Genomic DNA, 22,357 nt, shown 5'->3' with positions numbered 1-22,357 from the left:
GAATAAAGTCTAAAGCCCTTTTAGCAGGGGTAAAGGAGTACATAGAATGGATGAGAAACCATATCTGGAGAAAAAAACAGAAGCTGCAATGGTGAAGGATGATAATGGGTATCTGTTCGTTTTCCAACGGGCAAAACTATCGATGCAAGACCCACTGGAATTACAGCTTATTCATGAAGCGGATGATGCTCTCCAGAAACATATAGAAGTGACAGAGGACGAGGTGCAGATCAGAGTAAATCCACCAGCCTCTTTTTTTGTTTTTTCCAAAGCTAAAGATAGAAACCTGTTAGGTCGATGGGTATCGTCTTATCAAATCGTGAAGAAAATCAGAAATCATGAATTGACTCGGCTGCAACTAGTCGTCTGTCCAGAAAATATCGTTTTTGATCCAAGCTTTACACCATATTTCCTACATTATGGTGTAAAAGACAGTTTGCCTCCATATGAGCATAATCATGATGAGCTATTTCAAGAAACGAAGGCAACGATTTCGGCATTCGTGGATGGTCAGTATACCTTCGAAGAGTATCTGCTTTATTATAAAACATTAAAACTATCGAACGAATCAAAAAGTATATTAGCAGCGGGGACTTGGGATGAACTATACACGGTCGTTCAAAAACGAATAGATGCTTTAGAGAAGGAAGAAAAGGCATTTGTGCATATCCCTGAGAAAAAATGGAGAATGGGCCGCTATACACTTTTGGGTACGATGATCGTTCTAGTGCCACTGATGTTCTTTACGATTTACACACTATTCTTCTCCCAACCTAGGCAGGATGCATATGTAGAAAGCGGTGAAAGCTTCTTAAAACAAAATTATAGTGAAGTCATTGACCGTTTGGAAAACTACGACCCAAAAAATATGCCGTATGTCGTTCAATATGAACTGGCGAAGTCCTATGTCACTTACGAACCATTGGAGGGAGTCGCTAAGAAAAATGTGGAAAATGCAATCACTTTGCAAACCGATAGCCAGTATCTCCTATATTGGATATATATAGGCAGGGGCATGAACGAGAACGCGATCGATTTGGCGAGAATCATGGAGGATCGCGAATTGATTATGTATGGTTTGGTAAATCAGAAAGAACAGATTAAGTTAGACGATAAACTTTCCGGGGAAGAGAAGGAAACGCAAATTAAAGAAGTCGATACTGAGTTGTCCCAATATAGAAAGGAAAAAGAGGAATTGGATAAGCAAATGGAGGAGAACGGGGAACAGCAAGAACAAAACCAGCCTGCAAAAAATTCCAATGCGGAAGATAAAGGTGAAGCGGAAGCAAAGCCTGCTGTAAAAGAAGAAGGTAAGGATTCCTCGAAAAAATCAATTGAAGAAAAAGAGAAAAGCAAAGAGTGAGCATTGGGCCTTTTGCGGAGGTGAGATTTAATGAGTTTATTATGGATTTATTCTAAGGGGACCTACCAGTCCTATACGATCAAGGATAATCATAACGGTCCATTTACGATAGGGCCATCAAAACAGGATACGATCACCGTCTATTCCCTTCCCTTTGAACATGGATCCATCAAGCTGAGAAAGCATGATGGGCTTAATGAATATGAGGTGTTTAGGGAGGGAAAGAAGCTTGGCGATGTAAAACCATTCCAAAGCTTCACCTTTCATGAAGGAGAAGAAACGGTCGAGATTTTTTATACGGCAGGGGAATTGGAAGAAAGCCTCTATTATATTGGCAACTTGAAAGAAATCACTATATCGGCCAAGGAGGGAGCAACCTTCCGTAAAGAAGGACCTGTTCCCGGCAATGGCTTTTCCTTTGTTCTTCATAAAGGGCAGTGGCTTCTCATACCTAAAGAAAAAAGTAGGATTTTCCTGAATGGTGAAAAGGTAACGAAGGCTGCTCCCGTTCAAAATGGTGATCTGATTTGCTGGCCAAACATGTTGCTTAGGTTGATTGAAGGCGACTTATTGATGATTCATAGTGCGGAGAGTTATGAAACAACTTTATCTAAAATGAAGAAGCCAATCTCTGAAATGAAGAAAAGCTATCCACAATATCGCCGGACACCAAGGATGATCTATGAATTGCCGGATGAGAAAGTGACGATATCATTTCCAAGCCAAGAATCGGAAGATAATAATAGAGGGTTATGGTTAATCCTGATGCCGCCGTTAATGATGCTTATTGTCATGGGGGTCATCACGATCGTTCAGCCTCGGGGCATTTTCATCATCATATCGATTGTGATGTTCACAACGACTTTAGTAACCTCGACGGTTCAATACTTTAAAGACAAAAAGAAGCAAAAATTCAGAGATGAGAAACGTCAACGTGTGTATACCAGGTATCTAGACCAGAAGAGGGAAGAACTGCAAGAGCTGTCTGAAAAGCAAAAGAAAGTGCTGTTCTATCATTACCCTTCTTTTGAAAGGATGAAGCATCTAACTGATAGTATCAGCGACCGTATTTGGGAGAGAACGTTGGAGAGTGAAGACGCTCTCCACTTTAAGATCGGAACGGCGACCGTACCCTCAAGTTATGAGGTTTCGGCAAATAGTAACGATATGTCCAATCGGGATATAGATGATTTACTTGAGCAGTCGCAGGAACTTGTGGATGTATACAAAAACCTGGATGATCTTCCGTTATCCATCGATTTATCAAGCGGATCGATGGGCCTTGTCGGAAAGGAATCGATTGTTAAACGCGAACTGCAACAATTGATTGGACAGCTGTCCTTTTTTCATAGTTATCATGATGTTCGTTTTGTGGCCATTTTTCCGGAAAAGGATTACCAAGAATGGGAATGGATGAAATGGCTCCCTCATTTTCAACTGCCACATGCCTATGCAAAAGGCTTTATATACAATGAGCAATCACGCGATCAGCTGCTGACTTCGATTTATCAGCTATTGAGGGAAAGAGATATGGATGAGAACAAAGGGAAAGCGAGATCCACTCCCCATTTTGTCTTTATTGTCACGGATCGTAATTTAATTGCAGAGCATGTCATATTGGAATATTTAGAAGGTAAAACAGACGATTTAGGTATCTCGACGATTTTTGCTGCGGATGCAAAAGAGAGTTTGACGGAAAATGTCCATACACTTGTGAAGTATATAAATGATCGCGAAGGTGAGATTCTCATCCAGCAAACGAAGGCTGTTCATACTCCTTTTACACTTGATGCACATACATCGGAAGGAAATGAGCGATATGCACGTACGCTGCGTTCACTAGATCATCAAAAGGGCATGAACAATTCAATACCAGAAACGGTTTCATTTCTGGAATTATTGAAAGCACGTGAAGTGGAAGAGCTTCCTATCAGCCAAAACTGGCGGACCAATCAGTCCTCCAAATCCTTGGCAGTACCGATTGGATTGAAAGGGAAAACGGATAGGGTTGAATTGAACTTGCACGAAAAGGCACATGGCCCCCATGGATTGGTTGCCGGGACGACAGGGTCAGGGAAAAGTGAATTACTGCAAACTTACATCCTATCATTAGCCGTTCATTATCATCCACATGAAGTTGCTTTTTTGCTCATTGATTATAAAGGCGGTGGAATGGCACAGCCATTCAGGCAGATCCCTCATCTGCTGGGAGTAATTACTAATATTGAGGGAAGCAAGAACTTCAGTGCCAGGGCACTAGCCTCCATCAATAGCGAATTGAAGAAGCGCCAGCGCATGTTTGATCGATACGAAGTCAATCATATCAATGATTACACGGATTTATACAAAGAGGGCAAAGCGGATGAACCGTTACCACATTTATTTTTGATATCTGATGAGTTTGCCGAACTTAAAAACGAAGAACCTGATTTCATCCGCGAATTAGTGAGTACGGCAAGAATTGGACGGAGCTTGGGTGTTCATTTGATTCTTGCCACGCAAAAGCCAGGCGGTGTTATTGATAACCAGATTTGGAGCAATGCCCGTTTTAAAATTTCTTTAAAAGTGCAGGATGCAAATGATAGTAAGGAAATTCTTAAAAATAGTGATGCCGCAAATATTACTGTCACCGGTCGGGGATATTTGCAGGTAGGAAATAATGAGGTGTATGAACTGTTTCAGTCAGCTTGGAGCGGTGCACCATATTTAGAGGATACGGTTGGATCTGAGGATGAAGTGGCATTCGTCACAGACCTTGGTCTTGTCCAAATCTCAAATGTATCGGAACAAATTACTAATAAGAGGAAAGAAAAGATAAGTGAAATTGAAGCCGTTGCGGATCATATTGTGAAGACGCAGGAAGAAATGAAGATTAAGAAGTTGGCAAGCCCATGGCTTCAGCCTCTTCAAGACCGTCTATCGAGAAATGCTGAGACAAGCCTGGCGATGTATCAATTCCATCTAGGAATGAAGGATGAGCCCGAATTGCAGAGCCAGACAAATTATATCTATAACTGGATTGAGGATGGGAATGTTGGGATTTTTGGTTCTTCCGGATACGGCAAGTCAACCACCGTTTTGACCCTTCTCTTTAGTTTTGCAGATCAATTCACTCCTGAAGAACTGCATTATTACATTTTCGATTTCGGGAATGGCGCTTTACTGCCATTGCGCCAGCTGCCTCACACAGGGGATTACTTTCGATTCGATGAGTTAAGGAAAATTGAAAAATTCATGTTGTTCATGAAAGCGGAAATGGAAAGGCGTAAGCAGCTTTTTTCAGAAAGGGAGCTTAGTAACATAAAGCTTTATAACGCATTAGTGGAGGATAAATTGCCGATCATTTTTATCGTGGTCGACAATTTCGATTTAGTGAAGGATGAAATGCTGGACCAGGAAGCACAGCTCATTCAGTTTGCACGTGATGGGCAATCACTTGGAATTTTCATGATTTTAACGGCAACGAGAATCAATGCGATTCGCCAGCCGTTAATGAATAGTCTTAAGACGAAGGTCGTCCATTACTTAATGGACAGTTCGGAACAATATTCTGTTCTGGGAAGGACCCTCTATGAAAATGAACCTGTTCCGGGAAGGGCGTTGGTGAAGAAGGACCAAACCTATCTCACGCAGGTTTATTTACCAGCCGATGGAGCGGATGATATAGCCGTTTTGGAAGAAATGAAACGGGCCGTGGCAGATCATAAGGTTAAATATAAGGAAATGGCCAAACCGCCGGCGATTCCGATGTTACCGGCACGTCTTGATTCAAGCAGCTTCAAGAGTTACTGCTCACAAGCCATTAAGAAGGATTCAATTCCAATCGGGCTGTCAGAGGAGAGCGTTACGCCTGTTTCCGTGGAGTTGAATTCCAATCCATTCTTGCTTGTCGTGGGACAGTCACGTAAAGGGAAAACGAATGTCCTTAAAGTGCTCTTGGAATCGTTGCTTACACAGACAATTGGAGAAATTGGTTTGTTTGACGGAGTCGATCGTGGACTATCTTCATATGCTTTATTTGAGACTGTACGTTATGTGGAAACGAAAGATCAGATATCCGAATGGCTCGATCATATCACTGAAATCTTTGAAGATCGTGAACGACAATATCTAGCGGCATTGGAAATGAAACCGATGAAGCAGCTGGAATTCCCATCCATCATATTTGTCATAGATAGCCTTTCAAGGATTCAACAAACGATCGACGGCAGGATTCAGGATAGGATCAGTGGCCTGATGAAACAGTACAGCCATTTAGGATTTAGTCTGATCGTAGCTGGAAATGCTAACGACTTCACCAAGGGATATGATTCGTTGACAACTGAATTGAAACAAGTCAGACAGGCTGTTTTGCTTCTTAAAAAATCAGACCAAAGCTTGTATACGCTCTCCTATTCGAGAAAAGAAGAAGAAATTCAGCCTGGTTACGGATATTTTGTACTAAACGGTCAGGAAAGTAAAATCCAAATTCCTCTAAGTGAATATAGAAGGAGAGTGCAAGAGAGTGTCTGAAAAAATAAAACCGATGTTATTAATCGGTAAAATATTGGTGATCTTAGCGCTGCCCATCCTGTTTTTTTCTTATATTGGCCAAAATCCAATGAAAAAGACAGAAACGGCTTCTCGTGAAATCGCGATTGTCAATGAAGATAATGGCACTGAATTTAACAACAATCCCATATACGTGGGTTCAGAGCTAGTTACTACCTTGGACAAGGATTCTGAATATGAGTGGTTTGTGGTTAACAGAAGTACGGCGGAAAGTGGACTTGAAAATGAAAAGTATGATGCAGTTATATATTTCCCATCCGATTTTTCAGAGAATATTTATACGTTCGATGATGAGCAGCCTGTTAAGGCGGGAATTAAGTACAAGGTACAAACAAGTTTGAATGCAGAGAATATGGAGAAGGTACAAAAGGAATTAGAAAAGACAAAGAATAAAATGAATAAGCATATTTCAACACAGTATTGGAGTTACGTTTCCCAATCAGTTGAGGACATCCGTAAGAAGTTCGATAATGTCCTTGCTAAAGAAATCGCTTTTCAAAACACAATGTATGAGTTTTATACTCCAAGCTCGGAAAGCCTTGCTGGGGAAATCAAACAACATAGGGACATGCTTGAAGGAGTCTTTGCCCAGATGAAGGATGCTGGGAAAACGGGTAATGAAATGATGGGTGAAATAGGGAACACTAAAGCCCAGATGGCTTCCTTTGTGAAGGATGTAGCCTCTTTTGAGGAATATCAAAAAGCTCAAAGTAACCTTTTTGAGAAAACCTCGGCCCAAAATCAGCAGCTTATCATGGACAGTGTACGATCATATGACAAGGTGTTGAATGAGGGGAACCAATCTGTACCTGAGATTCAGCAAGGGATGAATACGAAATACAGTCTAAATGACCAAGGCATTAATGGGAATGTTGAAGTCATGCAGCAGAAACTTGATTCTAGTAATAATGAATTGGAAGAGTTTTCAACAAGCATGAAAGACAAACAAGTAGAACAAATTACGAAAATCACCCAAGATCAACAAAGCTCGATTGAACAATTCAAACAATCTGAAGAGGCGGGTCTTGAAAACCTTCAGTCTACCTTGCTTATGCAAAGAGGAAATCTTGCAAGCGGCTCTGGTGATGGGGGAATTATTGGTGAAGGACCGACATCTATAGAAGATATTGAAACGGAAACGGGTAAAGGTGAATCTGAGGCTGCTCCTTCAAAGAAGGACCCGATTGGTGAACTGTCGCTACAGGGACTGCTGGATCAAATAAATGGCATCAACACGGCACTTGAAAGTTTGGTGCCGGCAGAGGGGAGTGAAGGAACCGCTGAACAAATCAATATTCTTACAGCAGAACTCCAAACTGAAATCAATAATCTTAGCGGAACGGTAAACGGCAGAACGGGAAATTATAATGAAGTGATAACGGAATTTAATACACTGGTAGATTCATATAATGATCTGCTTGCACAGTTTACGCAATTACAGACTGATTATAATGATCTTAGCACGAATTATAAGGATTTAGGTGATCAGTGGAAGAAGTCACAGGAAGATATTCAAAAATTACAGGATATCCAGAGTATGACAATTGACGAGACCATCACAGAGATCAAGAATCTCGAACAGGCACTCCTTGAAAAAGTGGGGGGAGAAAGGCGGGCAATGCTGGTGAAGGCCTTTGAAAAACCTATCACTAACCGGGATTCAACCACCCTGCTTGCCTATTATGGTTCACTCTCATCTTATGGAGAATTGGCTGAAAGAGTCACGGAAGCAAATGTAGATAAGGTTTTTGCAGCCAATATAAAAGAATTGGAAAACTTGAAAATTGGGGTTTCCGGAAATGTAGATGAAGAAGCAAAACCCGTCAAAGCAAGTTTGGCAGGAGTCAATGAAAACTTTCGGATGTTCTCCGACTCCATTATGGGTTATATGAAGGAATATGATGCAAACGTCGAATCAGGGCAGAAAGCAACTTTAGCTGAATTGGCGGCAATTACCGAACGGGCTCAAGGAGTATCTGCCAATTTATCAGATCATATGGGAGATCCTGATATAGGGACAGAACCTCCAGTGAACCTTGATGGTGAAATGTTTGTCTCACTTCAAGACAATACGGCAAAAACTGTCGGCTTCATTTCCGCCCTTGTCAATTCTGTAGCGGAACGGCAAGACACGGTTACGGAGGAAACAGCAGACCTGCAAGCGAAAGTGGGGTCCGTACAGGAAAGGGCCGATCAGCTTAATGATAATTGGTCCCAAAATGTAGACTCAACCGTAAAAATCAAGACGGACGTATATAGTGTCTTGAACAACACTCTAGTCGATGATCAGCAGAACGGGTATGTGTATGAATATTTAGCGAATCCCGTTCAAATCAGCGGGGAAGTCCTTCATCAGGAAAAGGTCAATATCCCGCCAATTGTCATGTTGGTGATTATACTTATTTCTGGGTTATTGATCGGTTTCTTCCTGCATCATTATGAAACCATGCCAATGATGGTCCATGCGGCTTTGTTTACCTTATTGAATCTGAGCGTAGGTTTAATAATCAGCATATATGGTTTGAAGATTTATCCACTGGGCGATATGCAGGAGATTAAATGGACCGTTTTCACTGTCCTGCTTTTATTCTTCTGTTCAGCGTTTACCCGGCTTGCCTTCTCAATTGGTCCGTTTGTAGGTTCTATCCTTGTGATTGGTTTAATCAGTTTCTTTACCATTCCATTATTGGATTTAATCATGCCTAATTTCAATGTCGACCACCCGGTTGCAGACGCATACATGTCCATTCAATTCGGTAATCAGTCGGCATTCATTCCGGCTATTATCATTTTGATTGTACTGACGCTTATCGGAACGGTCATTCCATATATAGTGAAGCGTCTTACAGAAAGAAGAGAAATGGCCCATGAAGTGGATTAAATACGTAATGGCAGTCCTATTCTTCATGTTCTTTAGCCATACACCGCATGGCGGGGCAGAAGAGGAACCCATGGTGGAGCCCAATGAATATCAAGAAAATGATATTGATATTCAAACGGAATATTTCCATGAGGAAGGATTGTTGGAGCAGAAGCGGAGATTGCCTGAAGAACAAAAGGACCTTACTTTTGAAAGAGGGAAATATGATGTCATGGATTCGGTGAAGGATTCACTGTTTCTTTCTCCGGTAACGAAGAATCAAAATAATACCATCGCTTCAAAATCAGAACAGCTTGGATTATTCTCGGAAGTCAGTATTCGAACGAGAAGCGAAGAAGAAACAGAGCCTTCCCTTAATTTTGACCTGACGATATTGCTCGGCATCGTTTTGGCACTTTCTGTTGTTTGTTTGTTTTTTATCCTTATCCCGAAAATGGGTAAGTTTAATGGAGAGGTTAAACGAAAATGAAAACAGCCCGAGTCCTGACTAATGTCAGGACTCGGGCTGTTTTTGCTACATATCCGTAATGGTTTTAATAAGCCCTAAAAGAAGGGCGGCTGCGAAGATCAAAATGAAGAATTTTTTATACATGTTCATCAGTTCCTCTTATATCTTATGAGTGGATTGCATTTATTTTAGCATAAACAAGAAAGAAAGGAAGTTGGTGCATTTTTAATTCCTTAAGATAAATAGATCATGTGATCGTAGATTTATTGCCTAATGACCGGAGTATCCTTTCTTTCTGAGTTATTTGACCAGGTCAGGATAAGCGGTTATTGCTCCGGGTTCAGCAGCTTCCCCGATCCTTGGTCCAGGACGTGACGTGACATTTTCATCAAGTAAATGGACGTCATCATTTTTTGCGGCATTGATATCTTCCCAGCCTGTACACGATTTAATTTCATCAACAGCATCTTCTGCAAACGTGGCAGTGGTAATGATGGATTTATGGTTTCTCTTGACGATTTCTTCATCGGATACTTTAACCCAGCCTTTTTGGTCAGCAAAGATGTTTTTAATGCCGGCATTGTCCAAGGTTTCTTGTTGGAAGGTTTCCCTCCTGGTGTATGGATTTCCGAGCAGGACTAATTTCAAATTATGTTTGTTCCTTTTCATTTAAAGTTTCCACTTTTTCCTCGACACTTGCAATTTGGATTTGATATCCTTCACTAATTTACCCCCTTCTTCGGTAACGCCCATGACTTTTGCGATCTTCCCGATATCTCCATACACATCATCGTAGTTGGGTGAATGACCTCCGTATCGCTTTTTGCAGCAAAACAAAAAGCCGACCAAGAGGTTTGGCCGGCATCGGGCATCTATGTATCTTTAGTAGAAAAAAGGTGGAAGAGCCGTACAATCTCCTATCTTCCGAAGAGCATAATACGGTAAAAAAAGGCAGGTCTCCTGGCTCGTGCGTCATTTTACTCTAAGAGCCTTCCCGTTTGGGCTATGTGGACGGCAATCGGCGTGTGATTACATCCTCGAATATGTGGTACGCATCTTATATCAGTAGCACTTACAGTTGCGGAAACAGCTTCGGTTTTAAACCGAATTCCCTAATAAGCTGACAAGGCAGCACTTATTAGCAACAGTTTGCCAAACCTTATTCATTAAGCAGTATTAATATATTTAGAGAAATTCGTTTATGGATTACTGAATATCTAGTAAACTTACAATGTAAGGTTTAATTGGATCTTAATGTAAACAGCGTGTTGGCATTGATATAGAAAAGATATGAAATGAAAGGGAAATCTCAGGAGGTAGAGAATGAGTTATAAGCAGGTCAATCAGAAACTTGAAATGGTTCTGGGTAATATCGAAAAGGTGATTGTCGGAAAACGGGATATAGCAGAACTAAGCATCGTGGCACTTCTTTCCGGTGGACATGTCTTATTGGAGGATGTTCCGGGTGTGGGAAAGACAGTCATGGTAAGGGCGCTGGCAAAATCAATTGGTGCAAGCTTTAAGCGTATACAATTCACGCCTGATTTACTGCCTTCTGATGTAACGGGTGTTTCAATCTTTAATCCTAAGGAACAAGAATTCATTTTTAGGCCAGGACCGATAATGGGCCATATTATTTTAGCCGATGAAATTAACCGGACCTCGCCTAAAACGCAGTCTGCCTTGCTTGAAGCCATGGAAGAGGCAAGTGTGACGATTGATGGTATCACAAGAGGATTGGATAAGCCCTTTTTCGTAATGGCAACACAAAATCCCATTGAGTACGAGGGAACATATCCGCTTCCAGAGGCTCAATTGGATAGATTCCTATTAAAAATGAACATTGGCTATCCAGGTGTGGAAGAAGAGATAGAGGTACTTCATAGGGCTCAATATATGGCACCGCTTGAAGAGCTGGAATCCGTCATCACCATAGATGAATTGATATCATTACAGGCAGAGGTAAAAGCGGTGATAGTGGATGATTCAATAAAACGTTATATTGTTGAATTGGCGAATCAAACCCGTACACATGAAGGGGTTTATTTAGGGGTAAGCCCGCGTGGATCGATAGCGTTGATGAAGGCAGCCCAAGCATACGCTTTGATCCAGGGCAGGGACTATGTTTTACCGGACGATGTTCAATATTTAGTTCCATTCGTATTCTCCCACCGGCTTATTTTGAAACCCGAAGCGAATTATGATGGATTCGATACCGGGATGGTGATACATGAAATTGTCGCGATGACTCAAGTGCCTGTAAAGCGGGTTGTGACTTAATGGGCAAATTCATCAGCATTTCAAGGGGAAATATGAGTGTGATCGGACTGGTATCACTCATGGCCGTTACCTTTTGCTTTGCAATGTTTCAAGGTGGTTTTGTCAGTTGGTTTATTTTTTATTCGTTTTTGCCATTTTCTACTTACGCTGCGATTCTGCTGTTTTATCCGCTGCATGCCTTTACCGTTGAGAGAAAGAGCAATAAACGGGAATGCTATCCAGGAGATTCTGTTGAAATAGTCTTTACATTTACCCGTAAAAACCTAATGCCCCTATTATTTATGTTGGTAGAGGAGGAATTGCCTCAGAGGATGGAAGATAGCGGATTCCAAAGGAAAATAATGATTTTTCCGGGGTTCAAGCGTACCTTCAGTATGTCATATACATTGGAAAACTTGCCACGCGGAGAACATTCGTTTCAATCGATCCGCTTTTGGATTGGGGACTTTTTCGGGCTGGTCGAAAAGGAAGCGATATATAGTTCACCTTTGAAAATAACCGTTTTTCCTCGTTATCACGAGCTTGCCTACAGTGATCTTGATCGAGTGCTCAATCAGGGGGCGGTGGGTTCAACAAAGAAAACACAACGGGAACATTCAGTGGTCTCCGGGGTAAGGAAGTATCAGCCAGGCGATCAATTGTCATGGATTAACTGGAAGGCGACGGCTAGAACGAGTGAAATCATGACGAAGGAATTCGAAGTGCAGAAAAACCGGGATTTATTCATCATGCTTGATAATAAGCCTTCGGATTTATTTGAAGAATCCATTGTAATGACGGCTTCCATTGCACATGCCATGTTAAAAAAAGGCATGGAGATCGGGTATGCAAGTATGGGATCGAGGGTAATCATACCGACAGGAGCAGGCAATAACCATAGACGAAAGATTTTTTACCGACTTGCTAAAGAAGAACCAAGTGAGGTAAACGCATTGGACGAAAAGATATGGAAGGGAATCCTTCCGGCAAACGCTGCTGTGATATTCATTGTTTCAGACTTAACCTTAGAAAAGGTGGACATGTTGAGTGCTTCCCGTGCTAATAATGGATTGATGTTATGCGTGAAGAAACCGGCAGATCTTACTGATGAGGAAAAAGTGTCAAGATCTACAGCAGTCTCGAGGGGGATAAAGGTTAGCTTTTTTGAACATGGCCAACTAAAGTGTGATTTATCAGAGGTGATGGCGAAATGAAAGTCACTACCGAAAAGTTGGAAAGGTTCATGCATGTCCTCCTATATATCTTTGGTCTGTTGTTGATCACTGAGTGGTTAAGGCCTGTCGATAAACTCACAGATACAGGGAATATCATCATTTTTGTTCTATTTTTGATTTTTTCCTTACTGCTGCACTATTTCCGCGTGCATTGGTCAATCCGGTTTATTCTCATTAGTGCTTATATAATGATTTCTTTACAGTTCCTTCATTCGAAAAACGCTTTATTTCAATTATCATGGTTGAAAGGATTTCTAGTGGATTTTTCGGGAAACCTAGGGTATATATACGATGGGAATTGGGAATTGATAACAAATCCATTTCGGACGTTTCTGTTTTTTACCCTTCTTTGGCTTGTATCGTATTTGATCCATTACTGGGTGATGGTGAGGCAAAGCATCTTTTTCTTTTTTATGTTAACGGTGATTTTCATTTCTGTACTAGATACATTCACTCCCTATGTGGGGGATAAGGCAATGATAAGAATCATCAGCATCGGGTTCTTGATGCTCGGTCTGCTGTCCCTGCTGCGTCTAACGATACAGGAGATGATTAGGTTTCCGATGGTTTCCATAAATAAATGGATCTTGATGCTGACCGGAATGATATCGGTAAGTGTCCTTGTTGGTTTCGGTGCTCCAAAACTCACTCCGCAGTGGCCGGACCCAGTGCCTTATATTACTTCTTATTCTGATAAAGCCCTGAAAGAAGACGGTAGTTCGAAGGGGAAAAGTGTCGGATATGATGAAGACGATTCGGATCTTGGCGGTTCGATAGAGCCAGATAGTTCCACCGTTTTTTATAATAATGCACCTGCAGGACATTATTGGAAAGTGGAGAACAAGGATGTTTATACCGGGAAAGGATGGGTTTCCATACTGGAAAAGGACTTTCACTCTTTTTCCAACGGTCAGGATATGGCATCTTTAAATATTTATGACGTTCCTAAAGTGGTTAAAACAGAAGAAATGACAGCAAAACTGTCCATGACGGAATCGTATTCCCATATAATTCATCCGCAGTCCGGGTATTTAAAAAAGATTGAGGCCAAAAGCGGAATCGATTTCAAATATTATCAGGGTATGGACAAGGTCATTTCTGAACGGGAAAATGGCGAAAGACTGGTCATGAAAGAGTATGAGCTGGTCTATGATATGCCGAGTTTTGATATAGCTGAGTTAAGGAAAACCACAGAACCTGACGAATCGATGGATTTGTTAATGGAAAAAAACACACAGCTTCCAGAGGGATTGCCAAACCGGATCTACGAATTGGGATCCCGACTTACAAAAAATGAATCGAATTGGTACGATAAAGCAAAAGCAATAGAGGATTATTTTGACGGACCTGAATTCATTTATTCAAAGGACGATATTCCGTATCCGGAGACAAATCAAGATTATGTCGATCAATTTTTATTCGAGACGCAGATAGGGTATTGTGATAATTATTCAAGTGCAATGGTCGTTTTACTTCGTGCCGCCAATATACCTGCCAGGTGGGTAAAGGGCTATACGGAAGGGGAAAAATCAATCCATGATGGTGAATCTGTTTATAAGGTGACCAATAATAATGCACATTCCTGGGCCGAGGTTTATTTTTCAGGGATAGGCTGGGTCCCCTTCGAGCCGACAAAGGGTTTCGATGGGGAAGTTGAATTTTACGATTCGGAATTGAAACAGGAAGAGATCAAGAACTCTGGCCCAACTAAGGAAGGACAAACAAAGAAAGAGACCAGGGAACGCCAGAATACACCCGATAGGGAAACTCAATCATCAGGCAAAATGGGTATTGGGGGCATGGAAGGGCTCTTAAAATGGACTGCCATCACACTGTTAAGTGTAATGATTCTTGCTTCAATAGGTTATTTTTCCAGAAGGAAGTGGATTCCATATCTGCAGATTCTTCATTATAGAAACAAATCAGGTGCTCGTTTTACGACAGCATATTTAATATTACTGAAACAATTAAAGCGAGCAGGTTTAGTTCGTCCGGAGGGGCAAACTTTAAGGGAGTATGCCGCCTATGTGGATGTAGTGTACGATACAGATGAGATGAGTGAATTGACGGCTGCATACGAGTTAATGATATATCGTGGAGACGTGGAAGATCGCGAATGGAAACACTTTCAAAAGGGTTGGGAAAGCTTAATGAGAAAAACTAGCTCTTGACCAGGTTTTTATTATATTGATACAATAACAAAAACTAACTTAAACTAATATATCCTTCATATATCCTCGATAATATGGATCGAAAGTTTCTACCGAATCACCGTAAATGATTTGACTATGAAGGCGGATTTTAACAGGAAAGCTGAAAATCTGCCTTCGTCTATACTTTTTGTGTATTTTTGAGGGTGGATTTTTAGTTTTTCTTTTTTTATGATAATATTTTTTATAAGAAAGTATCACTCGATTTTATGAGTGAATTACATTAATAGAGGTGACGTTTGTGCCGGGGAAAACAGAATTGCAAAAGAACCAGGAAATGATCGTAGTACTTGATTTCGGAAGCCAATATAACCAATTGATCACTCGTCGTATCCGTGAATTTGGTGTGTACAGTGAGCTTCATCCTCATACAATTACTGTAGAGGAAATCGAGAAAATGAACCCAACGGGAATAATATTCTCAGGGGGCCCGAATAGTGTTTATGATGCAACTGCATTTGGTTGTGATGAACGCATATTCGAAATGGGCCTACCGATTTTCGGTATTTGTTATGGCATGCAGCTTATGACTAAACATTTTGGCGGAAAAGTGGAACCAGCGAAAAACCGTGAATACGGAAAAGCGGCACTTGCCATCCAAAATGAGTCCAAGTTATTCAGTGATCTGCCGAAAGAACAAATCGTCTGGATGAGCCATGGTGATTTAGTGGTGGAAACGCCTGAAGGTTTCAAGATTGATGGAACGAACCCATCTTGCCCAATTTCGGCCATGAGTGACGAGTCACGTAAATTGTATGCCGTACAATTCCATCCGGAAGTCCGTCATTCAGTTTATGGAAATGACATTTTGAAAAATTTCGTATTCGGCGTTTGTGGTTGCAAAGGTGACTGGTCAATGGAGAACTTCATTGAAGTCGAGATGGAGAAAATCCGTCAAACTGTCGGAAATAAAAAAGTGTTATGCGCATTGAGCGGCGGAGTGGATTCATCCGTTGTTGCTGTTTTGATTCATAAAGCGATTGGCGATCAGTTAACATGTATTTTCGTTGATCATGGATTACTACGTAAAGGAGAAGCCGAAGGTGTAATGGAAACATTCAGTGAGGGCTTCAATATGAACGTAATCAAGGTCGATGCATCAGAACGTTTCCTATCGAAACTTGCTGGCGTTTCAGATCCGGAACAAAAACGGAAAATCATCGGCAACGAATTCATCTACGTATTCGATGACGAAGCAACGAAGCTCGAAGGCATTGATTTCCTTGCTCAGGGAACACTTTACACAGACATTATTGAAAGTGGTACGGCTACTGCACAAACAATTAAATCGCATCACAACGTTGGCGGTTTACCGGAAGATATGCAATTTAAATTGATCGAGCCATTGAACACTTTATTCAAGGATGAAGTGCGTGCACTTGGAAGTGAAATGGGCATTCCAGATGAAATCGTTTGGCGTCAACCATTCCCAGGTCCTGGTTTAGGCATTCGTGTATTAGGCGAAATTTCAGATGAAAAACTTGAAATCGTTCGTGAGTCTGACCATATATTACGTGAAGAAATTAAAAAGAATGGTTTGGAACGTGAAATTTGGCAGTACTTTACGGTGCTTCCTAACATCCGTAGTGTAGGGGTAATGGGCGACGCCCGTACTTACGATTACACAATCGGGATCCGAGCGGTTACATCCATCGACGGAATGACTTCCGATTGGGCGAGAATCCCATGGGATGTACTTGAAATCATCTCGACGAGAATCGTTAATGAAGTAAACCATGTAAATCGCGTCGTGTATGACATTACGTCTAAGCCGCCTGCGACTATCGAGTGGGAATAGAAGATTGATCATCCAATCAGTGAAGGAATTTTCCTTCACTGATTTTTTTTGGTTAAAATAATTTTTGAATATGTAGATTAATTACATTTCCCGTATGTTGGCGAATATATAGCCATAATAAGTAAGGGATATATAGCGAAAAGCGAACATTGCCTAAAATTACATAAAAGATATTCGTTTGGTATATTGACGATTATTTTAGTGATTGGTACACTATACCTATAATAATAAAAAAACATAATTGTCGTATAATATTGGGGATATGGCCCAAAAGTTTCTACCAAGCTGCCGTGAACGGCTTGACTACGATGTGTATGGATTGGCGAGTTATGGATAAACCGCCACTTCTTTACATGACCGCAGTCAAGCCCCGTTCAAAAGTGAATGGGGCATTTTCTGTTGGCTTATGATTTTATGATAGGGGAGACTCATAATGAAAAACTATTTTCGGTTTAATGAGCTGGGAACTAATTATCGCCGTGAAATACTTGGGGGACTAACTACGTTCCTTTCAATGGCATATATCCTGGTTGTTAACCCTGTGATGCTGACTTTACAAAGCATCGAGGACTATCCGGATGAATTGAGAATGGACTACGGAGCGGTTTTTGCCGCTACCGCCTTAGCAGCCGCGATTGGCTCGATATTGATGGGGATTATAGCCAGGTATCCAATCTCGCTTGCCCCGGGCATGGGATTGAATGCTTTCTTCGCTTTTACCGTAGTACTTGGTTTTGGGATTCCTTGGCAGACAGCTTTAACGGGGGTATTGATTTCAGGTATAATCTTCGTTTTGCTTTCCCTATCGGGAATACGTGAGAAAATCATTAATGCAATTCCGGTCGAATTGAAATACGCTGTCGGAGCTGGTATCGGTTTATTCATTACCTTTGTAGGGTTTCAGAATGCTGGAATCATCACGAATGATGACAGTGTACTTGTCGGACTGGGCGACTTGACATCAGGAAATACTTTATTGGCCGTGTTCGGAATTGTCGTAACCGTCATTTTGATGACGAGAGGCGTCAAAAGCGGCGTGTTCATAGGAATGGTCATTACGGCCATTGCAGGAATGATCTTTGGACAAGTTCCGGTGCCGGAGAAAATAATCGGTGCCGTTCCTAGCATAGCGCCAACATTCGGGGTTGCGTTCGATGCCCTCGGAAATCCCGGTGATCTTTTCACTGGTCAAATGTTAATCGTGATATTGACTTTCTTGTTCGTAGCTTTCTTTGATACAGCCGGTACGTTAGTGGCTGTTGCGCAACAAGCTGGACTGATGAAGGATAATGTACTTCCTAGAGTGGGAAAAGGATTACTAGCTGATTCATTATCCATCGTTTCAGGTGCAATTCTTGGTACATCCACCACTACATCATATGTAGAGTCTACATCAGGTGTTGCTGCTGGTGCTCGAAGTGGATTTGCTGCTGTAGTAACAGGTTTACTGTTTGTCCTATCCCTTTTCTTCTTCCCGCTTCTTTCAGTGGTGACATCTGCGGTAACTGCGCCGGCATTGGTTATAGTCGGAGTATTAATGGCATCTTCACTTAAAAACATTGACTGGCAGAAGTTTGAAATTGCGGTTCCGGCCTTCTTTACCGTTATCATGATGCCTATGACATATTCAATTGCGACAGGGATAGCTTGTGGATTCATCTTCTATCCGATCACTATGTCGATGAAAGGAAGGGCTAAAGAAGTTCACCCAATCATGTGGGGACTTGGAGTCGTCTTCCTTCTATATTTCATTTTCTTGAAGTAATAATGTGAGTAAGTTAGAAGAGCCCTGATTTTGGGGCTCTTCTTTCATGTTGTAAGAGAAAGGTCTTATCGTGTATAGTAAAAGGACTAAGTACTAAGTACTTTATCCTGTATGGGGCATTGGGATGACTTTGGGAAAAAATGAGGGAGAAAAATGAATGGTTTTATCGTTGAAAAGGTTTTGAACAATAATGTGGTGATTGCCACGCATCCGTCGTATGGTGAAGTAGTTTCTATTGGAAAGGGCTTAGGCTTTAACCGAAAGAAAGGCGAAGAATTAAGTCCGGAACTTGCGGAAAAAACATTCGTTCTAAAAAATGTTAAGGAACAGGAAAGTTATAAAAAACTTTTACCGCAGATCGATCAAAGTCTTCAAGCTGCCATCATAGAATCCATTCATCTCATTAACGATCGAGTAACTGGAAAACTCAATGAACATATACATGTCGGTTTAACTGATCATTTACTGTTCGCCCTTCAGCGTGTTTCACAAGGAATGACTATCAAAAATCCATTCTTGAAAGAAACGATAACCCTTTATCCGTTTGAACATGATATTGCTGTTGATGTAATCGACTTAATTCAGGATAAGACAGGCATAGGCCTTCCCCAAGGGGAAATCGGTTTTATTACGCTTCATATTCATAGTGCAATAGCAAATAAAGACTTATCGGAAGTCAATCAGCACTCACAATTAATCTACCATCTTATCCAAGTCGTTGAGGAACAGCTCAACGTACAAATTAATAAGGAAAGCATTGACTATACACGTTTGGTCCGTCATTTAAGATTCATGATAGACAGGGTGTTGGCTGGGGAAAAAGTAGATGAACCTGAAAAAATTGCATTGCTATTGAAAGAAGAATATCCCTTGTGTTACAATATCTCATGGAAGCTAATAAAAATTATGCAACAGAAATTAGGCAAACCGGTTTGTGATGCGGAAGCTGTCTATCTAACGATGCATATTCAACGATTACAAAAGAAAATAAAATAAAAATACATTAACTTACGTGTTACTGATTCGATCAGGCATAAGTGAGGAGAATGATTGTTATGAAAGAGGGTATTATATACCTGAATTTTCATATCAATCCTATCTTTGCTTATGCCTTTTTTGTATTAGAACTCTGTTGCGTGGGAAGATGAAGTCCATCATTAAATGTAACCGTTTTATTAGCATGGAAAAACAGTAAAGAGGAGGAAAACCTATGTTTAAGAAGTTGTTTGGTGTTTTGCAAAAAATCGGAAAAGCCTTGATGCTTCCAGTAGCCATTTTACCAGCGGCCGGAATATTGCTTGCGTTTGGTAATGCATTGCAAAACGAGACTTTATTGGATATCGCCCCGTTTCTTGCGAGTGGCGGAGTTGAAATGATCGCATCGGTCATGGAGAATGCCGGAAATATTATTTTTGGGAATCTTCCCTTGTTGTTTGCTGTGGGGGTCGCGATTGGGCTAGCTGGTGGAGAGGGTGTTGCCGGGCTGGCGGCGATTATCGGGTTCTTGATTATGAATGTGACGATGGGAACTGTCCTTGGAATTGACACTGCCGACATTGAGAATAATGGTGCGGTGTACAGCAATGTTCTGGGTATCCCGACGTTGGGAACTGGCGTGTTCGGCGGTATTATTGTCGGTGTCATGGCTGCTGTTATGTATAATAAATTTTATGAAATTGAACTGCCTTCATATTTAGGATTTTTTGCAGGTAAACGTTTTGTACCCATTGTAACAGCTGCAAGCGCAGTTATTCTTGGGTTGTTGATGATTTTGATTTGGCCAACGATTCAATCGGGATTAAATGCATTTTCCGAAAATATGTTAGGTGCTAACCTGACACTGGGAGCCTTCGTGTTCGGGGTTGTGGAACGTGCGTTAATTCCGTTTGGGTTGCATCATATCTTCTATTCGCCATTCTGGTTTGAATTTGGCAGCTATATCCCTCAAGGCGGGGGAACGCCAGTCAGAGGTGACCAGGCCATCTTCATGGCGCAAATTAAAGATGGCGTACAGAATTTAACGGCAGGTACTTTCATGACTGGTAAGTATCCATTCATGATGTTCGGGTTGCCGGCTGCAGCTTTGGCCATTTATCATGAAGCAAGACCGGAACGAAAGAAAATAGTCGGCGGCTTGATGGCTTCGGCGGCACTTACATCTTTCTTGACTGGGATTACTGAGCCACTTGAATTTGCTTTCTTATTTGTTGCACCTGTACTTTTCGGAATCCACTGTCTGTTTGCAGGTCTATCTTTCATGACCATGCATTTACTGAATGTGAAAATCGGGATGACGTTCTCGGGTGGTTTGATCGATTACGTACTGTTTGGTTTAATTAATCCTCAAACCAATGCTTGGATTGTTATCCCGGTTGGTTTAGTCTTTGCACTTATCTATTACTTTGGATTCAGATTTGCAATAAGGAAGTTTAACCTTAAAACTCCTGGTCGTGAAGTGGAAGAGGACGATGAAACGGGGGGATCTGCAAGTACAGCTGGAAGTCTACCTGGGGATATCTTGGATGCTATGGGTGGGAAAGAAAATATTTCTCACTTAGATGCTTGCATTACCCGTCTTCGTGTTTCGGTGAATGACATTGGTAACGTTGATAAAAATAGGTTGAAGAAACTTGGAGCCGCTGGAGTGCTGGAAGTTGGCAATAACATCCAAGCGATCTTCGGACCTCGTTCAGAAACGATCAAAGGGCAAATGAAGGATATTATCGATGGAAAAAGGCCTCGAAAAGTAGAAGCGTCTCCTGAAGAGGGCGTGGAAAAACAAATCGAGGATATCGTCCCGAAACCTTTACGGACGGAAGAAGTTTCCGAGCGCTTTATTTCACCTATTAAAGGCGAATTAAAACCGATTACGGAAGTGCCTGATGCAGTCTTTGCTGAAAAAATGATGGGTGATGGGTTTGCCATTTTGCCGGAGGAAGGATTGGTTGTTTCTCCTGTTGATGGTACGATCGTTAACCTATTCCCGACTATGCACGCAATAGGTATCGTTTCCGATGCTGGACGTGAAATCTTAATACATGTCGGGATCGATACAGTTAAGTTGGAAGGCAAAGGCTTCGAAGCACTTGTCGCTCAAGGAGACAAAGTGACAAGCGGACAGCCGTTGCTTAAAGTTGATTTAGAATATGTCAAAAACAATGCAACTTCTATAATTACGCCAATCGTCTTTACCAACCTTTCTGAGGGTGAAAGTGTGAAGATTGAAAAGGTGGGGAATGTAGACAGGGAAGAATCGGACGTAATTTCTATCGGCAAATAAACATTCAAGAACAGGAGGGTGGCTATAATTAGCTGCCCTTCTGTTTTTGTTTATTCATTAGCAGGGCTGGGCATTTGGGATATTAAAATCTCTATGCTTCAAAATAAAATGAAACAGTGTTTATATAGAAGGAGGTGGTAGTTCTTGAATAAACAAAGAATTTTTAAAGATTTAATTGACTTGTCTACATGCAGGTGCTAATATATTAAATACACCGCTTGAGACAGTGAAGGCAAGCAAGAGAAATTAAAACTTGTTGTTGACATGAAGTTCGAATGGTGTTACACTAATTAAGTCGCTGAATAAGCGATGGAAAATATTGCTCTTTGAAAACTGAACAAAACAAAGCGCCAACGTTAAATTTTAAGTGAGCACACACTATCAAAAAAGCAAAATGAGCAAGTCAAACATTTCTTCGGAGAGTTTGATCCTGGCTCAGGACGAACGCTGGCGGCGTGCCTAATACATGCAAGTCGAGCGAATCGATGGGAGCTTGCTCCCTGAGATTAGCGGCGGACGGGTGAGTAACACGTGGGCAACCTGCCTATAAGACTGGGATAACTTCGG

At 41.4% G+C, this 22,357-nt stretch carries 12 protein-coding genes, 1 rRNA gene and 3 riboswitches; of the genes, 12 read left to right on the top strand and 1 reads right to left on the bottom strand.

The window, feature by feature from the left end:
- Nucleotides 1–46: 46 nt before the first annotated feature.
- From essB to essA, 4 genes are read left to right on the top strand one after another with little or no spacing between them, the layout of a single operon-like run.
- Nucleotides 47–1,363, top strand: a complete 1,317-nt coding sequence (gene essB / locus AC1DVK_RS10240; protein WP_477626408.1) for a type VII secretion protein EssB — start codon at nucleotides 47–49, stop codon at nucleotides 1,361–1,363.
- A 30-nt stretch (nucleotides 1,364–1,393) separates the two neighbouring features.
- Complete coding sequence (gene essC / locus AC1DVK_RS10235; RefSeq protein ID WP_477626407.1) at nucleotides 1,394–5,875, top strand: type VII secretion protein EssC; 4,482 nt, start codon at nucleotides 1,394–1,396, stop codon at nucleotides 5,873–5,875.
- Nucleotides 5,868–8,795 carry a type VII secretion protein EsaA gene (gene esaA, locus AC1DVK_RS10230; protein ID WP_477626406.1) on the top strand — a complete coding sequence of 976 codons (2,928 nt, stop codon included), beginning with the start codon at nucleotides 5,868–5,870 and terminating at the stop codon, nucleotides 8,793–8,795. Before essC ends, esaA begins: the two co-directional genes overlap by 8 nt.
- A complete protein-coding gene (essA, locus tag AC1DVK_RS10225) occupies nucleotides 8,782–9,264 on the top strand; it encodes a type VII secretion protein EssA (protein WP_061461254.1) in 483 nt (160 codons plus the stop codon). The genes esaA and essA overlap by 14 nt, the downstream gene beginning before the upstream one ends.
- Before the next feature lie 279 nt (nucleotides 9,265–9,543).
- Here essA and AC1DVK_RS10220 read toward each other — a convergent pair whose 3' ends face one another.
- The gene (locus tag AC1DVK_RS10220; protein ID WP_477626405.1) at nucleotides 9,544–9,912 is read right to left on the bottom strand and encodes an ABC transporter substrate-binding protein; all 369 of its coding nucleotides are present in this window, start codon (nucleotides 9,910–9,912) and stop codon (nucleotides 9,544–9,546) included.
- A gap of 264 nt (nucleotides 9,913–10,176) precedes the next feature.
- Nucleotides 10,177–10,397: riboswitch (cobalamin riboswitch) on the bottom strand.
- A gap of 169 nt (nucleotides 10,398–10,566) precedes the next feature.
- Between AC1DVK_RS10220 and AC1DVK_RS10215 the strand changes: the two genes are divergently transcribed.
- From AC1DVK_RS10215 to AC1DVK_RS10180, 8 genes are all read left to right on the top strand, one after another.
- A complete protein-coding gene (locus AC1DVK_RS10215; RefSeq protein ID WP_410863102.1) occupies nucleotides 10,567–11,523 on the top strand; it encodes an AAA family ATPase in 957 nt (318 codons plus the stop codon).
- Nucleotides 11,523–12,716, top strand: coding sequence for a DUF58 domain-containing protein (locus tag AC1DVK_RS10210; RefSeq protein WP_477626404.1), 1,194 nt, complete (start codon nucleotides 11,523–11,525; stop codon nucleotides 12,714–12,716). Before AC1DVK_RS10215 ends, AC1DVK_RS10210 begins: the two co-directional genes overlap by 1 nt.
- Nucleotides 12,713–14,908, top strand: coding sequence for a DUF4129 domain-containing transglutaminase family protein (locus AC1DVK_RS10205; protein ID WP_477626403.1), 2,196 nt, complete (start codon nucleotides 12,713–12,715; stop codon nucleotides 14,906–14,908). Before AC1DVK_RS10210 ends, AC1DVK_RS10205 begins: the two co-directional genes overlap by 4 nt.
- A gap of 36 nt (nucleotides 14,909–14,944) precedes the next feature.
- A riboswitch (purine riboswitch) is annotated at nucleotides 14,945–15,046 on the top strand.
- Between the two features lie 142 nt (nucleotides 15,047–15,188).
- Nucleotides 15,189–16,745, top strand: a complete 1,557-nt coding sequence (gene guaA, locus AC1DVK_RS10200; RefSeq protein WP_061461258.1) for a glutamine-hydrolyzing GMP synthase — start codon at nucleotides 15,189–15,191, stop codon at nucleotides 16,743–16,745.
- Nucleotides 16,746–16,969: 224 nt separating this feature from the next.
- Nucleotides 16,970–17,071, top strand: a riboswitch (purine riboswitch).
- Nucleotides 17,072–17,178: 107 nt separating this feature from the next.
- Complete coding sequence (locus tag AC1DVK_RS10195; RefSeq protein WP_089364198.1) at nucleotides 17,179–18,510, top strand: NCS2 family permease; 1,332 nt, start codon at nucleotides 17,179–17,181, stop codon at nucleotides 18,508–18,510.
- Nucleotides 18,511–18,663: 153 nt separating this feature from the next.
- On the top strand, nucleotides 18,664–19,506 hold the full coding sequence (glcT, locus tag AC1DVK_RS10190) for a glucose PTS transporter transcription antiterminator GlcT (protein ID WP_125162882.1): 843 nt from the start codon (nucleotides 18,664–18,666) through the stop codon (nucleotides 19,504–19,506).
- A gap of 214 nt (nucleotides 19,507–19,720) precedes the next feature.
- Entirely contained in the window at nucleotides 19,721–21,790 is a 2,070-nt protein-coding gene (gene ptsG, locus AC1DVK_RS10185; protein ID WP_477626402.1) for a glucose-specific PTS transporter subunit IIBC, read from the top strand.
- Between the two features lie 412 nt (nucleotides 21,791–22,202).
- Nucleotides 22,203–22,357 (top strand): 16S ribosomal RNA (locus AC1DVK_RS10180); the annotation flags it as partial.

The organism is Peribacillus sp. P4_B1 (genome assembly GCF_056402395.1).
The sequence above is the reverse complement of the archived record's forward strand: the minus strand, read 5'-3'. Positions and strand labels throughout refer to the sequence as shown.

What these genes read in the sequence shown, in the direction of transcription:
- AC1DVK_RS10215 (WP_410863102.1), top strand. Translation starts at nt 10,567, where the DNA reads ATGAGTTATAAGCAGGTCAATCAGAAACTTGAAATGGTTCTGGGTAAT.
- essC (WP_477626407.1), top strand. Translation starts at nt 1,394, where the DNA reads ATGAGTTTATTATGGATTTATTCTAAGGGGACCTACCAGTCCTATACG.
- essB (WP_477626408.1), top strand. Translation starts at nt 47, where the DNA reads ATGGATGAGAAACCATATCTGGAGAAAAAAACAGAAGCTGCAATGGTG.
- AC1DVK_RS10205 (WP_477626403.1), top strand. Translation starts at nt 12,713, where the DNA reads ATGAAAGTCACTACCGAAAAGTTGGAAAGGTTCATGCATGTCCTCCTA.
- essA (WP_061461254.1), top strand. Translation starts at nt 8,782, where the DNA reads ATGAAGTGGATTAAATACGTAATGGCAGTCCTATTCTTCATGTTCTTT.
- AC1DVK_RS10195 (WP_089364198.1), top strand. Translation starts at nt 17,179, where the DNA reads ATGAAAAACTATTTTCGGTTTAATGAGCTGGGAACTAATTATCGCCGT.
- ptsG (WP_477626402.1), top strand. Translation starts at nt 19,721, where the DNA reads ATGTTTAAGAAGTTGTTTGGTGTTTTGCAAAAAATCGGAAAAGCCTTG.
- AC1DVK_RS10210 (WP_477626404.1), top strand. Translation starts at nt 11,523, where the DNA reads ATGGGCAAATTCATCAGCATTTCAAGGGGAAATATGAGTGTGATCGGA.
- AC1DVK_RS10220 (WP_477626405.1), bottom strand. Translation starts at nt 9,912, where the DNA reads ATGAAAAGGAACAAACATAATTTGAAATTAGTCCTGCTCGGAAATCCA.
- glcT (WP_125162882.1), top strand. Translation starts at nt 18,664, where the DNA reads ATGAATGGTTTTATCGTTGAAAAGGTTTTGAACAATAATGTGGTGATT.